The sequence below is a fragment of the Pseudomonas sp. TH43 genome (genome assembly GCF_016650635.1).
In the GTDB taxonomy this organism is placed as follows: domain Bacteria; phylum Pseudomonadota; class Gammaproteobacteria; order Pseudomonadales; family Pseudomonadaceae; genus Aquipseudomonas.
Genome location: NZ_JAEKFI010000005.1, coordinates 278983 through 292739, shown reverse-complemented (window position 1 = coordinate 292739; position 13757 = coordinate 278983). Strand labels below are relative to the sequence as shown.

Below are 13757 nucleotides of genomic sequence, written 5' to 3'. Positions count from 1 at the left end.
AGATAAGTCCTCAACAGCAAAACGGGCGCGGGAGTATAAAGCTCCCGCGCCCGTTTTTCATAAATAAACAGCTATACGGCAGAAAGGATCAGCGGACTTTGCCCTCGGCCAACGTCAGTTGCTCTTTGTCGAAGTCATCGACATCGATCACCTTGCGTCGCGCCGCTTCGGCATCACGCAAGCTCTGCGCTTCCACCGCTTGCAGCACGCCGGCCTCCAGCGCGGCATCGATGGCGTGTTCGCCCGCGACCGGTTTGACCTGACCGCTTTTCAATGCTGCATGCAGCTTTTTGTGCAGTGGCTGCGCGGCATTCAGCAGATCGCTGGCATGTTGCAGTGCACCGACCGCATCGTCCGTCGATTGTGGGCGATAGCAACCGGCAAGCAGTTCTTCCAGCGCCGGATCGCCCTTGGCCCGGCCAATCACACCGGCGACTTCGGCGCCGAGTTTGTCCGACGGGCCTTTGTGGCGACGACCGAACGGGAACACGATGGCTCGCAGCAGGCAGCCGAACACTCTGTTCGGGAAGTTGCGCAGCAACTCATCCAGCGCGCGTTCCGATTGCCCAAGGCTTTCTTCCATCGCCCAGCGGAACAATGGCTCCATGTACGCTGGCGAATCCAGATCGTGATAGCGCTTGAGCGCAGCGGAGGCCAGATACAGGTTGCTCAACACGTCGCCCAGTCGCGCCGACAGACGCTCGCGACGTTTCAGCTCGCCACCCAGCAACATCATGCTGAAGTCGGCGAGCATTGCGAAGGCCGCTGCCTGACGGTTAAGGGCGCGGAAGTAGCCTTGGCTGATCTTGTCGCCCGGGGCGTGCTCGAAGTGACCGAAACCAAGGTTCAACACCAGGGTGCTGGCAGCGTTGCTCACGGCGAAGCCAATGTGTTTGAGCAGCAGGCCGTCGAACTCTTTCAGCGCCTGATCCTTGTCCTCGCGACCGGCCAGGGCCATTTCCTTGAGTACGAATGGATGGCAACGAATCGCACCCTGGCCGAAGATCATCAGGTTGCGCGAGAGAATGTTCGCGCCTTCCACGGTGATGAAGATCGGCGCACCGTTCCAGCTGCGGCCCAGATAGTTGTTCGGGCCCATGATGATTGCCTTGCCGCCATGCACGTCCATGGCGTGGCTGATGCATTCGCGGCCACGTTCGGTGAGGTGGTATTTGAGGATCGCCGACAGCACAGACGGTTTCTCGCCCAGATCCACCGCGTTGGCGGTGAGCATCCGCGCCGCGTCCATCATCCACGCGTTGCCGCCGATGCGTGCCATGGCTTCCTGAATGCCTTCGAAGGCCGACAGCGGCACATTGAACTGCTCACGAATCTGCGCGTATTGGCCGGTCACCAGGCTGGTGAACTTGGCCGCGCCGGTACCGACGGCAGGCAGCGAGATCGAACGGCCGACCGACAGGCAGTTCATCAGCATCATCCAGCCTTTGCCGAGCATCTCCTGACCGCCAATGAGGAAGTCCAGCGGGATGAACACGTCTTTGCCCGAGTTGGGACCGTTCATGAACGCCGCGCCCAGCGGCAGGTGGCGACGACCGATTTCCACACCCGCGGTGTCGGTCGGGATCAGCGCCAGGCTGATGCCGAGGTCTTCCTTGTCACCGAGCAGATGCTCGGGGTCATAGGCCTTGAAGGCGAGGCCGAGCAGGGTGGCGACCGGGCCGAGGGTGATGTAGCGCTTCTCCCAGTTCAGGCGCAGGCCAATGACTTCTTCGCCTTCCCACTGACCTTTGCAGATGATCCCGGTGTCGGGCATCGCGCCTGCATCGGAACCGGCGAGTGGGCCGGTGAGAGCGAAGCAGGGAATGTCATCGCCACGGGCCAGTCGCGGCAGATAGTGATTGCGTTGTTCGTCGGTGCCGTAGTGCAGCAGCAGTTCGGCCGGGCCGAGGGAGTTGGGCACCATCACGGTTGAAGCGAGGTCGCCGCTGCGGGTGGCGAGTTTCATTGCCACTTGGGAGTGGGCATAAGCCGAAAAGCCTTTACCGCCAAACTCTTTTGGAATGATCAGGGCAAAAAAGCCGTGTTCCTTGATGTGTGCCCACGCTTCCGGCGGCAGGTCCATCGACTGGCCGATCTGCCAGTCAGTGACCATCGCGCAGAGTTCTTCAGTCGGACCATCAATGAAGGCTTGTTCTTCTTCGCTCAATTGAGCCTTTGGGTAGGACAGCAGTTTGTCCCAGTCCGGGCGGCCGCTGAACAGCTCGCCGTCCCACCAGACCGTGCCGGCATCGATGGCGTCGCGTTCGGTCTGCGACATCGGTGGCAGGGTTTTCTGGAACCAGTTGAACAGCGGCGCAGTGAAATGCTTGCGACGCAGGTCAGGCAGCAGCAATGGCGCGGCCACCGCAGCCAGTACAACCCAGAACACCAGCAACAGCCACCCGGATGCGTGACTGAAAATCCCCATCGCCAGCAAGTAGACGGCAACGATGCCCAACGCAGGCAGCGGGGCGATACGTCGGTGGGCGAGATAGGCCACGCCGACAATCAAAACCAGTATCCACAACAACAGCATATTCAGTCCTCCGTGAACCAAGGCAAATCGACCCTCCAGAGCTTAGACGGCATCTGCAAAACCGGGCGGTCAGACCAAGGTGATTGAAATCGTGGGAAACCCCGGATGGTTTTCGTAGGTTCGGTGGGCAACACGTGTGGGAAATCGTTCGGTCACCCCGCAGCTTTGCGTCCAAGTTTGGCCGAAACGTCGTTATCTCTGTGCTTGAGCTGTCGCTAGACTCCAGACTCATCCAGGAGATTGTCGTCATGCACGAGTATCTGAGTCCCGGCCGCTTCATCGATAGTGACCACCCGGCGGTGGTGGAGTTCGCCGAACAACATCGAGGTGCCAGCCGCGATCCGCTCGAGCAGGCGATCAAACTTTATTACGCCGTGCGCGAAGCGGTGCGCTACAACCCCTACACCTTCAGTCGTGATCCGCAGACCTTGCGCGGCAGCTATGCATTGGCAACCGGGGAGAGTTATTGCGTGCCCAAAGCCACGCTGCTCGCCGGATGCGCGCGGCATTGCGCGATCCCGGCGCGCATTGGTCTGGCTGATGTGCGCAATCACCTGTCGACCCCGCGCTTGCTTGAATTGTTGAAAAGCGACGTGTTCGCCATGCACGGTTACACGGAGCTGTTTCTCAATGGCCGTTGGGTCAAAGCGACGCCGGCGTTCAACCAGAAACTCTGCGATGTATTCAACGTCGCACCGTTGGAGTTCGACGGCATCAATGACAGTGTTTTCCACCCGTTCAACCGCGACGGCGCGAAGCTGATGGAGTATGTGGTCGATCACGGCCAGTTCACCGATGTGCCGGAAACATTCTTTTTCGAGCACCTGGAGAAATGCTACCCGCACCTGTTCGGCGATCAGCTGCCGTCGTTGCTGGGGGATATGCAGAGCGACCTGTCGCGTGATGTCAGCCGCGCCTGATCCGGCGTATGCTGCCTGTCCATGCATTGGAAAAGAGGCGGTCATGCTGAAGATCTGGGGACGGAAAAACTCATCGAATGTCAGGAAGCCATTGTGGGCCGCCGAAGAGCTCGGCCTGGCCTACGAAGCGATTGATGCCGGTGGCGCGTTCGGTGTGGTCGACACGCCGGAGTACCGGGCGATGAACCCGAACGGTCGGGTGCCGGTGATCGAAGACGACGGTTTCGTGCTCTGGGAATCCAACGCCATCGTGCGCTATCTGCTGGCCAGACATGCGCCCGACAGCGCTTGGTATTCGGCAGACCCGCAAGCACGGGCCGTCGCCGACAAGTGGATGGACTGGACCACCTCGAGTTTTGCCGGGCCCTTCCGCACCGTATTCTGGGGCGTTTTGCGCACGCCGGCCGACAAGCAGGACTGGTCGGCGATCAACGCAGCGATCAAGGAATGCAATGAGCTGCTGAGCATGGCCGATCATGCGTTGGCCAGCCAGCCGTACCTCTCCGGAAGCGACATCGGCATGGGCGATATTCCCCTCGGCAGCTTTATTTACGCCTGGTTTGAAATGCCCATCGAGCGCGCGCCGCACGTGCATCTGCAAGCCTGGTATGAGCGCCTGAAACAACGCCCGGCCTACCAAAAAGCGGTCATGACCGCGTTGACTTGATAATAACTATCGACACACTTGACTGTACTTGTGCGGCGGCGGCAAGCACCATTGCGCTCATGCGCCGCGGTTGTATCCCTCGCCGCCCGCCCTTGTTTATTCCTTTCTTCCCTTCTTGGTGCGTAAATCCGATATGAGTTCCGCTCTGTCCATCCGGCAGCTAACCAAAACCTACGGCAACGGGTTCCAGGCCTTGAGTGGTATCGATCTGGACGTCGCCGAAGGTGACTTTTTCGCCTTGCTCGGCCCTAACGGCGCCGGCAAATCCACGACCATTGGCATTCTTTCGACCCTGGTGAACAAGACCAGCGGCACGGTGAACATCTTTGGCAATGACCTGGACAAGAACCCCGCGGCGCTGAAGCGTTCGATCGGCGTGGTGCCCCAGGAATTCAACTTCAACCAGTTCGAAAAGACTTTCGACATCGTCGTGACCCAGGCCGGTTATTACGGCATTCCGGCGAAGATCGCCAAGGAACGCGCCGAACAGTACCTGACCCAGCTTGGCCTGTGGGACAAGCGCGATGTGCCATCGCGTTCGCTGTCCGGCGGCATGAAGCGGCGTCTGATGATCGCCCGTGCGTTGGTGCACGAACCGCGCCTGTTGATCCTCGACGAACCGACAGCCGGGGTCGACATCGAACTGCGTCGCTCGATGTGGACGTTCCTTACCGAGCTGAACCAGAAAGGCATCACCATCATCCTCACCACGCACTATCTGGAAGAGGCTGAGCAGCTGTGCCGCAATATCGGCATCATCGACCATGGCACCATCGTCGAAAACACCAGCATGAAACAATTGCTGGGCCAGTTGCATGTGGAAACCTTCCTCTTGGACCTGAAAAACGACTTGAACGCCGCACCGCAATTGCTTGGCTACCCGGCCCGGTTGATCGATAGCCATACCCTGGAGGTCCAGGTCGACAAATCCATGGGCATCACGGCGTTGTTCACCCAATTGGCGCAGCAGAACATTGAAGTGTTGAGCCTGCGCAACAAAACCAATCGCCTTGAGGAGCTGTTCGTGTCCCTGGTGGAGAAAAATCTGTCGAAGGTGGCGGTATGAGTTCCGAGTTCGGTCCCAACCTCGTCGCGCTCCAAACCATCGTTTATCGCGAGGTCAAACGCTTCACGCGGATCTGGCCGCAGACGCTGCTGCCACCAGCGATCACCATGGTCCTGTACTTCGTGATCTTCGGTAACCTGATCGGCCGGCAAATCGGCGACATGGGTGGCTTCACCTACATGGAGTACATCGTGCCGGGGCTGATCATGATGTCGGTGATCACCAACTCTTACGGCAATGTGGTCTCGAGTTTCTTCGGCAGCAAATTCCAGCGTTCCATTGAAGAGCTGATGGTCTCGCCGGTGTCGCCACACACGATCCTGATCGGCTACACCTGCGGTGGTGTGCTGCGTGGCCTGATGGTTGGTGTCATCGTGACCATCCTGTCGATGTTCTTCACCCATTTGCAGGTGCATCACTTGGGGGTGACGATCCTGGTGGTGGTCCTGACGGCGACGATCTTCTCGCTGCTGGGTTTCATCAACGCCGTGTTTGCGCGCAACTTTGATGACATTTCCATCATCCCGACGTTCGTGCTGACGCCGCTGACCTACCTGGGTGGCGTGTTCTATTCGATCACCTTGCTGCCGCCGTTCTGGCAAACCGTTTCGCTGGCCAACCCGGTGCTGCACATGGTCAACGCCTTCCGTTACGGCATTTTGGGTGTGTCGGATATCAAGATCGGCATCGCGATCACCTTTATGCTCGTTGCCACCGTGGTGCTGTATTTCGGTTGTGCGCGGTTGCTGGTGAGTGGCCGCGGGATGCGGACCTGATCCGAGACCGCGTCGACTCGTTCGCGAGCAGGCTCGTTCCCACAGGGGATTTTCGGCACACCATAGATCCAATGTGGCAGCGAGCCTGCTCGCGAATGCAGACACCACACAATAAAACGGCCTCCCATTGCGGAGGCCGTTTTGCATTCAAGGCATTCGTTTCTTCTTGCGCCGCGCCCATTGCCGCGCGACCCACCAGCGCCAGTACATCATCACCACGAAGTAGGCGAGGGCGCCGAGCACCAGCCCGCATACCACCGAACCCAGCAAAAACGGTTGCCACAACGTCGACAGTTCGCCGCTGATCCATTCCCACGTCAGTTCATCCGGCAGATGCCGCGCAGGCACATCCATCAACCATGCGCCGGCCTGATAGGTGCAGAAAAAAACCGCCGGCATGGTGATCGGGTTGGTCAGCCAGACCAGGCTCACGGCGATCGGCATGTTGCCGCGCACGGTGATGGCCAACGCTGCAGCCACCAGCATTTGCGCCGGAATCGGCAGGAAAGCGGCAAACAGGCCAACCGCCATTGCCCGCGCGACCGAGTGACGATTGAGGTGCCAGAGGTTCGGGTCATGCAGCAACTTGCCGAGAAAGCGTAAGGATTTGTGTTCCCTGATGCTCGTCGGGTCGGGCATGTAGCGTTTGAATAAGCGCCGGGGCATAAGGCTTCTCGGTCGGTTAAGGCGGCAAGTATGTCTGGATTCTACGAGTCGCCCATTCAGACTTTGTGACAATTGTTGACGACAGTCGTGCCTGAGACCCGCTATGCCTAGGGGGGAACTCTCAAGGACGGGCGTATGCGCACAGGGATGATGGCGCTGGCGGTCGGTCTGCTGGCCCCGGTTGTTTTGCCGGTTTTACCACCGGTCGGGTTGATGGTGCTGCTGCCGGTAGTCGCTTTGATGCTGCTGCCGTTTCGCACTTATCCATTGGCAATGTTGCTGTTTGGTTTCACTTGGGCCTGTATCAGTGCGCAATGGGCGTTGAACGATCGACTTTCAAATCATCTGGACGGCGAAACCCGTTGGCTTGAAGGGCGGGTCGTCGGCTTGCCGCAAAACAGTGACGGTGTGGTGCGTTTCGAGTTGGCTGATGCGCGCTCGCGGCACGAGCAACTGCCGCCACTGATGCGTCTGGCGTGGTACGCCGGGCCAGCGGTCAGCAGCGGCGAGCGCTGGCGCCTGGCGGTGAAATTGAAACGCCCCGCCGGTTTGCTCAATCCCGACGCCTTCGACTACGAAGCGTGGCTGCTGGCGCAGCGTATCGGCGCAACCGGCACGATCAAGGACGGTCAACGTCTCGGTGAAGCGCAGCGGGCGTGGCGCGACAGCATTCGTCAGCGTTTGCTGGCTGTTGACGCACAAGGTCGCGAAGGCGCACTGGCGGCGCTGGTGCTGGGTGATGGTTCGGGACTCAGTCGTGAAGACTGGCAGGTTCTGCAAGACACCGGCACCGTGCATCTGCTGGTGATTTCCGGCCAGCACATCGGGTTGCTGGCGGCGGTGATGTACCTGTTGGTCGCCGTACTCGCCCGGTTTGGCGTTTGGCCGCTGCGCTGGCCGTGGCTACCTTGGGCCTGTGGTCTGGCCTTCGCGGCAGCCCTCGGTTATGGGTTGCTCGCCGGTTTTGATGTGCCGGTGCAGCGCGCCTGTGTGATGGTTGGCCTGGTGCTGTTGTGGCGTCTGCGTTTTCGCCATCTCGGTGCATGGTGGCCGTTGTTGCTGGCGTTCAATGGTGTGCTGTTGTTCGACCCTCTGGCCAGTTTGCGCCCCGGATTCTGGTTGTCGTTCGCGGCAGTGGCGGTATTGGTTTTCACCTTTGGCGGTCGCCTCGGCGCCTGGCGTTGGTGGCAGACCTGGACTCGTGCGCAGTGGCTGATCGCAATCGGCCTGTGTCCGGTGCTGCTGGCGTTGAACCTGCCGATCAGTCTGAGCGGACCCTTGGCAAATCTGTTGGCGGTGCCTTGGGTCAGCCTCGTGGTGCTGCCGCCGGCATTGCTCGGGACCCTGCTGTTGCCGGTGCCGTACGTCGGTGAAGCGCTGTTGTGGCTGGCGGGTGGTTTGATCGATGGGTTGTTTCGCGCTCTGGCAGTGATTGCGCGGCAATGGCCGGCATGGATTGCGCCATCAATTGCTGGATGGGTCTGGTGGCTCGGCAGTCTCGGTGTGCTGTTGTTACTGTTGCCGCGCGGCGTACCCATGCGTGCGCTGGGTTGGCCATTGTTGCTGATACTGTTCCTGCCGCCCCGTGAGCGAGTGGCCGAAGGGCTGGCGGACATCTGGCAAGTGGATGTCGGCCAGGGGCTGGCGATCCTCATCCGCACCCGCCATCACACGGTGCTGTACGACGCCGGACCGCGTTTCGGCGATTTCGATCTGGGTGAGCGCGTGGTGCTGCCGGCCTTGCGCAAACTGAATGTGGAAAAACTGGATTTGCTGCTGCTCAGTCATGCGGACGCCGATCACGCCGGTGGCGCACTGGCGGTGACGCGCGGTTTGCCCGTCGTTCAAGTCATCAGCGGCGACCCATTGGGCCTGGCGGACGAGTTGAACGCCGAGGCCTGCGCAAGCGGTCGGCAATGGCAGTGGGACGGTGTCAATTTCACACTGTGGCAATGGGCGGATGCCCACGACAGCAATCAACGCTCATGCGTGTTGCAGATCGAGGCCAACGGCGAGCGCCTGTTGCTGACCGGCGATATCGATACGTCGGCCGAGCGCGCTCTGCTCGACAGCCCTTTGGCGGTGCCAACGCAATGGTTGCAATCACCGCATCATGGCAGTCGCAGTTCATCTTCCACGGCGTTGCTCAAAGCATTGCAACCCGAGTCCGTACTGATTTCCCGTGGCCGCGGCAATTCCTTCGGTCATCCGCACCCGACGGTGCTCGCCCGCTATCGCAAACAAGGCCTGCGCATTTACGACAGCGCCGAACAGGGCGCCATTCGTCTGCAATTGGGCGCCTTCAAGGCCCCGCAGACGATGCGTCAACAACGGCGTTTCTGGCGTGAGCCGCCGGCTGTGGGCCGCTGATCGGGGCAAGGGCGAATGCGCCTTCACGGTCGTCGGGGCAGCGGGTCCTGATCGCGGATCGGTATGGTAAAGTGGCGCACTTTTTCGAGGGGACTGTCACTGTGTGGGAATTGGTCAAATCCGGCGGCTGGATGATGTTGCCGATCATTCTGAGTTCCATCGCGGCCATGGCGATTGTCGCCGAGCGCCTGTGGACCCTGCGCGCCAGTCGCGTCACCCCCGAGCATCTGCTGGGCCAGGTCTGGGTCTGGATCAAAGACAAACAGCTCAATAAAGAAAAGCTCAAGGAATTGCGCGCCAATTCGCCGCTGGGGGAAATCCTCGCTGCCGGTCTGGCCAACTCCAAGCATGGTCGCGAGATCATGAAAGAGTGCATCGAAGAGGCCGCTGCCCGGGTCATTCATGAGCTCGAACGCTACGTCAATGCGCTGGGCACCATCGCCGCCATGTCGCCGTTGCTGGGTCTGTTGGGCACCGTGCTGGGCATGATCGATATCTTCAGCGCGTTTACCGGTTCCGGCATGACGACTAATGCTTCGGTGCTCGCCGGTGGTATTTCCAAAGCGCTGATTACCACTGCTGCGGGCCTGATGGTCGGTATTCCGTCGGTATTCTTCCACCGTTTCCTGCAACGTCGTATCGATGAGCTGGTGGTCGGGATGGAGCAGGAAGCGATCAAACTGGTTGAAGTGGTGCAGGGCGACCGTGACGTCGATCTGGCCGAGGGCCGCGCGTGAAATTCCGTCGCAAGCCTCGGGAAACCATCGATATCAACCTCGCGTCGCTGATCGACGTGGTGTTCATCCTGTTGCTGTTTTTCGTCGTGACCACCACGTTTACCCGCGAAACCCAGTTGCGCGTTGATTTGCCGGAAGCCGTCAGCGGTTCACCGGCCGAAGATCAGCAACTCAAGCAGATCGACGTGGCCATCAGCGCTGAAGGCGTGTTTTCGGTGAACAACAGGATTTTGCCGAAGAACGATCTGGCGACCCTGATGGAAGCCATGCAGAAAGAGTCCAACGGCGACACGAACATGCCGTTGTCGATCAGTGCCGACGGCAAGACGCAGCACCAATCCGTGATCACCGCCATGGATGCGGCCGGCAAGCTCGGTTTCAGCCATCTGCGCATGACCACGGTCGAGGCGGCGCCCAAGTCCTGATGAGCCTGTCCGATCGTTTGCTCGCCGCGTGGTATCAGGGGCATCCGGCCCTGGCGCTGCTGCGGCCGCTGGAAAGTGTGTACCGCCGCGTGGTGGTGAAAAAACGTCAGCGTTTTCTCGAAGGTGAGGGCGAGATCTATCAGCCGCCCGTGCCATTGATCGTGGTCGGTAACATCACCGTTGGCGGCACCGGCAAGACCCCGATGATTCTCTGGCTGATCGAGCACTGCCGACGCAGCGGTTTGCGCGTCGGCGTGGTCAGCCGTGGTTACGGCGCCAAGCCGCCGCAACTGCCGTGGCGTGTTGAAGCCGAGCAAAGCGCAGAGATTGCCGGCGACGAACCGCTGCTGATTGTGCAGCGTACGGGTGTGCCGCTGATGATCGACCCTGATCGCAGCGCTGCGGTCAAAGCCTTGATTGCCAGCGAACCGCTGGATCTGATCCTTTCCGATGATGGTATGCAGCACTACCGTCTGGCCCGTGACCTGGAGCTGGTACTGATCGATGCTGCGCGTGGTCTGGGCAATAAACGTTGCCTGCCGGCAGGGCCGTTGCGCGAGCCGATCGAGCGTCTGCAAAGCGTCGACGGTGTGCTGTTCAATGGCGCCACCGAAGATCGCGAGGACGGATTTGCGTTTCGCCTGCAACCCACCGCGCTGGTCAATCTGCGCAGTGGCGAGCGCAAGCCGTTCGATCATTTTCCGGCCGGTCAGAGCGTGCACGCGGTTGCCGGGATCGGCAATCCGCAGCGTTTCTTCAACACCCTTGAAGCGCTAGACTGGCAGCCCGTCCCGCATGCGTTTGCCGACCACGCCGAGTACAGCGTGCAGGCCTTGAATTTCACACCGTCATTGCCGCTGGTGATGACCGAAAAGGACGCGGTGAAGTGCCGTGCCTTCGCTGCTGCCGACTGGTGGTATCTGGCGGTCGATGCTGTGCCGTCGCCGGCCTTCGTGGCGTGGTTTGACACACAACTGATGCGCCTGTTGCCAGATCGCCTTTTGCCTTAACTCTTTTATCCAGGGAATGTTCATGGACACCAAACTGCTCGATATCCTCGCGTGCCCGATCTGCAAAGGCCCGCTCAAGCTCAGCGCCGACAAGACCGAACTGATCAGCAAGGGTGCCGGCCTGGCTTACCCGATTCGCGATGGCATCCCGGTGATGCTCGAAAGCGAAGCCCGCACCCTGACCACTGACGAGCGTCTGGATAAATGACCACCGCCTTCACCGTTGTCATCCCGTCGCGTTACGCCTCGACCCGCCTGCCGGGCAAACCGCTGCTGTTGATCGCCGGCAAGCCGATGATCCAGCACGTCTGGGAACAGGCGAGCAAAAGCAGTGCGACCCGCGTGGTGGTTGCGACTGACGATGCGCGCATTGTCGAGGCTTGCAAGGGTTTCGGCGCCGAAGTGGTGCTGACCCGTGAAGATCACAACTCCGGAACTGATCGTCTGGCTGAAGTGGCGGAGAAACTGGGTCTTGAACCCGACGCGATCGTGGTTAACGTGCAAGGCGACGAGCCGTTGATTCCGCCGAGCGTGATCGATCAGGTGGCGGCTAACCTGGCCGCACATACCGAAGCGCGCATGGCCACTCTGGCCGAGCCGATCGAAGATGTCGAAACCCTGTTCAACCCGAACGTGGTCAAGGTCGTCAGCGATATGAACGGTCTGGCGCTGACGTTTAGCCGTGCCACTTTGCCGTGGGCCCGCGATGCCTTCGCCAACAGCCGCGAGCAATTGCCAGAAGGCGTGCCTTACCGCCGCCATATTGGCATTTATGCGTATCGCGCCGGTTTCCTCCAGGACTTCGTGAGTTGGGGCCCGTGCTGGCTGGAAAACACTGAATCGCTCGAGCAACTGCGTGCTCTGTGGCACGGCGTGCGGATTCATGTGGCTGATGCGCTGATCGCGCCGCCAACCGGTGTCGACACCGTCGAAGACCTTGAGCGCGTTCGTCGCCTGCTGGAGCCCTGATGCGCGTTCTGTTTGTGTGCCTGGGCAACATTTGCCGTTCGCCCACCGCTGAAGGCGTGTTGCGCTACAAACTGCGCGAAGCCGGGCTGGCAGATCAAGTCGAAGTAGCCTCCGCGGGCACCGGTGACTGGCATGTCGGCAACCCGCCGGACAAGCGCAGCCAGGCCGCGGCGAAAGTGCGCGGTTATGACCTCTCGGCGCAACGCGCGCAGCAGGTCAGCCGCGCCGACTTCGCCAGTTACGACCTGATCCTGGCCATGGACAACAGCAACCTGCGCAACCTCAAGGCGATGCAACCGTCCACCGGCAAAGCCGAGCTGGATCTGTTTCTGCGTCGTTATGCCGGGCTGGTCGATGAAGTGCCGGATCCGTATTACGACGGCGACCAGGGTTTCGAGCAGGTGCTGGATCTGATCGAAGCGGCCTGTGACCAATTGTTGATCGAAGTGAAGGGCCGGTTATGAGTTTGCAGGTGCAATCGCGGGTTTCCCTGAAACCGTTTAACAGTTTTGGTGTGGACGTTCGCGCGCAGCTGTTTGCCGAGGCCCATAGCGATGCCGATGTGTGTGAAGCGCTGGCCTATGCAGTGTCTCACCATGTGCCACTGCTGGTGATCGGCGGCGGCAGCAATCTGCTGCTGACCGCAGACATCCCGGCGCTGGTACTGCGCATGGCGACGCGTGGGATCCGCGTGATCAGCGATGATGGCAGCCGTGTGGTGATCGAGGCCGAGGCGGGCGAGCCGTGGCACGCGTTTGTTCAGCACACGCTGGCGCTGGGTTTTTCCGGGCTGGAGAACCTCAGCCTGATCCCCGGCACTGTCGGCGCGGCGCCGATGCAGAACATTGGCGCTTACGGTGTCGAGATCAAGGACGTGTTCGCCGGGCTTACCGCAATGGATCGCCAGACCGGCGAGCTGCGCGACTTCTCTCTGGAAGAGTGCAATTTCGGCTACCGCGACAGCCTGTTCAAACAGCAACCGGGGCGTTGGCTGATTTTGCGGGTGCGCTTCACGCTCGACCGCGTTGCGCACCTGCATCTGGAATACGGCCCGGTGCGTCAGCGCCTGACCGAACAGGGCATCGAGCAACCGACGCCCACCGACGTCAGCCGCGCGATCTGCAGCATCCGCAGTGAAAAGCTGCCGGATCCGGCAGTGCTGGGTAATGCCGGCAGTTTCTTCAAGAATCCGCTGGTATCGGCTGCGCTGGTGGCGCAGATCAAAGAGCAGCACCCGGATCTGGTGGCTTACGCGCAACCGGACGGGCAGATGAAACTCGCCGCCGGATGGCTGATCGAGCGCGCAGGCTGGAAAGGTTTCCGTGAGGCTGATGCCGGCGTGCACAAATTGCAGGCGCTGGTGTTGGTCAACTACGGCACGGCGACCGGGCTGCAACTGCTCGAACTGGCGCAACGCATCCAGAAAGATATTGCCGAACGTTTCAATGTCGAACTGGAAATGGAGCCCAACCGCTATTGAGGCTACGCTTTCAAAGCGCCATCCAGAGCCCTGCACTGATGAAAAAGTGCAGGGCTTTTTTGTTAACGCTGGGTTAACTTGGCGAGCTAACGATAACCGTCATTTGCTCCACCAAAGGCCCGGTGCAGACGTTCG

General features: G+C 60.4%; 14 protein-coding genes. 12 read left to right on the top strand and 2 right to left on the bottom strand.

The features are described from left to right. Window positions 1–88: 88 nt before the first annotated feature. A complete protein-coding gene (locus tag JFT81_RS28885; RefSeq protein WP_201231037.1) occupies window positions 89–2536 on the bottom strand; it encodes an acyl-CoA dehydrogenase in 2448 nt (815 codons plus the stop codon). 248 nt (window positions 2537–2784) lie between these two features. Between JFT81_RS28885 and JFT81_RS28880 the strand changes: the two genes are divergently transcribed. From JFT81_RS28880 to JFT81_RS28865, 4 genes are all read left to right on the top strand, one after another. Then, the gene (locus JFT81_RS28880) at window positions 2785–3456 is read left to right on the top strand and encodes a transglutaminase family protein (RefSeq protein ID WP_201231036.1); all 672 of its coding nucleotides are present in this window, start codon (window positions 2785–2787) and stop codon (window positions 3454–3456) included. Window positions 3457–3499: 43 nt separating this feature from the next. Further along, complete coding sequence (locus tag JFT81_RS28875; protein ID WP_201231035.1) at window positions 3500–4123, top strand: glutathione S-transferase; 624 nt, start codon at window positions 3500–3502, stop codon at window positions 4121–4123. A gap of 133 nt (window positions 4124–4256) precedes the next feature. Further along, complete coding sequence (locus JFT81_RS28870) at window positions 4257–5189, top strand: ABC transporter ATP-binding protein (RefSeq protein WP_201231034.1); 933 nt, start codon at window positions 4257–4259, stop codon at window positions 5187–5189. Further along, the gene (locus tag JFT81_RS28865; RefSeq protein WP_201231033.1) at window positions 5186–5965 is read left to right on the top strand and encodes an ABC transporter permease; all 780 of its coding nucleotides are present in this window, start codon (window positions 5186–5188) and stop codon (window positions 5963–5965) included. The genes JFT81_RS28870 and JFT81_RS28865 overlap by 4 nt, the downstream gene beginning before the upstream one ends. A 147-nt stretch (window positions 5966–6112) precedes the next feature. Here the strand turns inward: JFT81_RS28865 and JFT81_RS28860 are convergent, their stop codons facing one another. Further along, on the bottom strand, window positions 6113–6631 hold the full coding sequence (locus tag JFT81_RS28860; RefSeq protein ID WP_201231032.1) for a DUF2062 domain-containing protein: 519 nt from the start codon (window positions 6629–6631) through the stop codon (window positions 6113–6115). Between the two features lie 135 nt (window positions 6632–6766). Here JFT81_RS28860 and JFT81_RS28855 point away from each other — a divergent pair, with 135 nt between their 5' ends. The 8 genes from JFT81_RS28855 (at window position 6767) to murB (ending at window position 13622) form a co-directional block, all read left to right on the top strand. Then, window positions 6767–9001, top strand: coding sequence for a DNA internalization-related competence protein ComEC/Rec2 (locus JFT81_RS28855; protein ID WP_201231031.1), 2235 nt, complete (start codon window positions 6767–6769; stop codon window positions 8999–9001). Window positions 9002–9102: 101 nt separating this feature from the next. Next, window positions 9103–9738 carry a MotA/TolQ/ExbB proton channel family protein gene (locus JFT81_RS28850; protein WP_201231030.1) on the top strand — a complete coding sequence of 212 codons (636 nt, stop codon included), beginning with the start codon at window positions 9103–9105 and terminating at the stop codon, window positions 9736–9738. Next, window positions 9735–10163: a biopolymer transporter ExbD gene (locus tag JFT81_RS28845; protein ID WP_127929345.1), complete on the top strand. Its 429-nt coding sequence runs from the start codon at window positions 9735–9737 to the stop codon at window positions 10161–10163. The genes JFT81_RS28850 and JFT81_RS28845 overlap by 4 nt, the downstream gene beginning before the upstream one ends. After that, the gene (gene lpxK, locus JFT81_RS28840) at window positions 10163–11173 is read left to right on the top strand and encodes a tetraacyldisaccharide 4'-kinase (protein WP_201231029.1); all 1011 of its coding nucleotides are present in this window, start codon (window positions 10163–10165) and stop codon (window positions 11171–11173) included. The genes JFT81_RS28845 and lpxK overlap by 1 nt, the downstream gene beginning before the upstream one ends. 22 nt (window positions 11174–11195) lie before the next feature. Beyond that, window positions 11196–11381: a Trm112 family protein gene (locus JFT81_RS28835; protein WP_003174668.1), complete on the top strand. Its 186-nt coding sequence runs from the start codon at window positions 11196–11198 to the stop codon at window positions 11379–11381. Further along, on the top strand, window positions 11378–12142 hold the full coding sequence (kdsB, locus tag JFT81_RS28830; RefSeq protein ID WP_201231028.1) for a 3-deoxy-manno-octulosonate cytidylyltransferase: 765 nt from the start codon (window positions 11378–11380) through the stop codon (window positions 12140–12142). Before JFT81_RS28835 ends, kdsB begins: the two co-directional genes overlap by 4 nt. Beyond that, window positions 12142–12606: a low molecular weight protein-tyrosine-phosphatase gene (locus JFT81_RS28825; protein ID WP_201231027.1), complete on the top strand. Its 465-nt coding sequence runs from the start codon at window positions 12142–12144 to the stop codon at window positions 12604–12606. Before kdsB ends, JFT81_RS28825 begins: the two co-directional genes overlap by 1 nt. Further along, window positions 12603–13622, top strand: coding sequence for a UDP-N-acetylmuramate dehydrogenase (murB, locus tag JFT81_RS28820; RefSeq protein WP_201231026.1), 1020 nt, complete (start codon window positions 12603–12605; stop codon window positions 13620–13622). Before JFT81_RS28825 ends, murB begins: the two co-directional genes overlap by 4 nt. Window positions 13623–13757 lie beyond the last annotated feature (135 nt).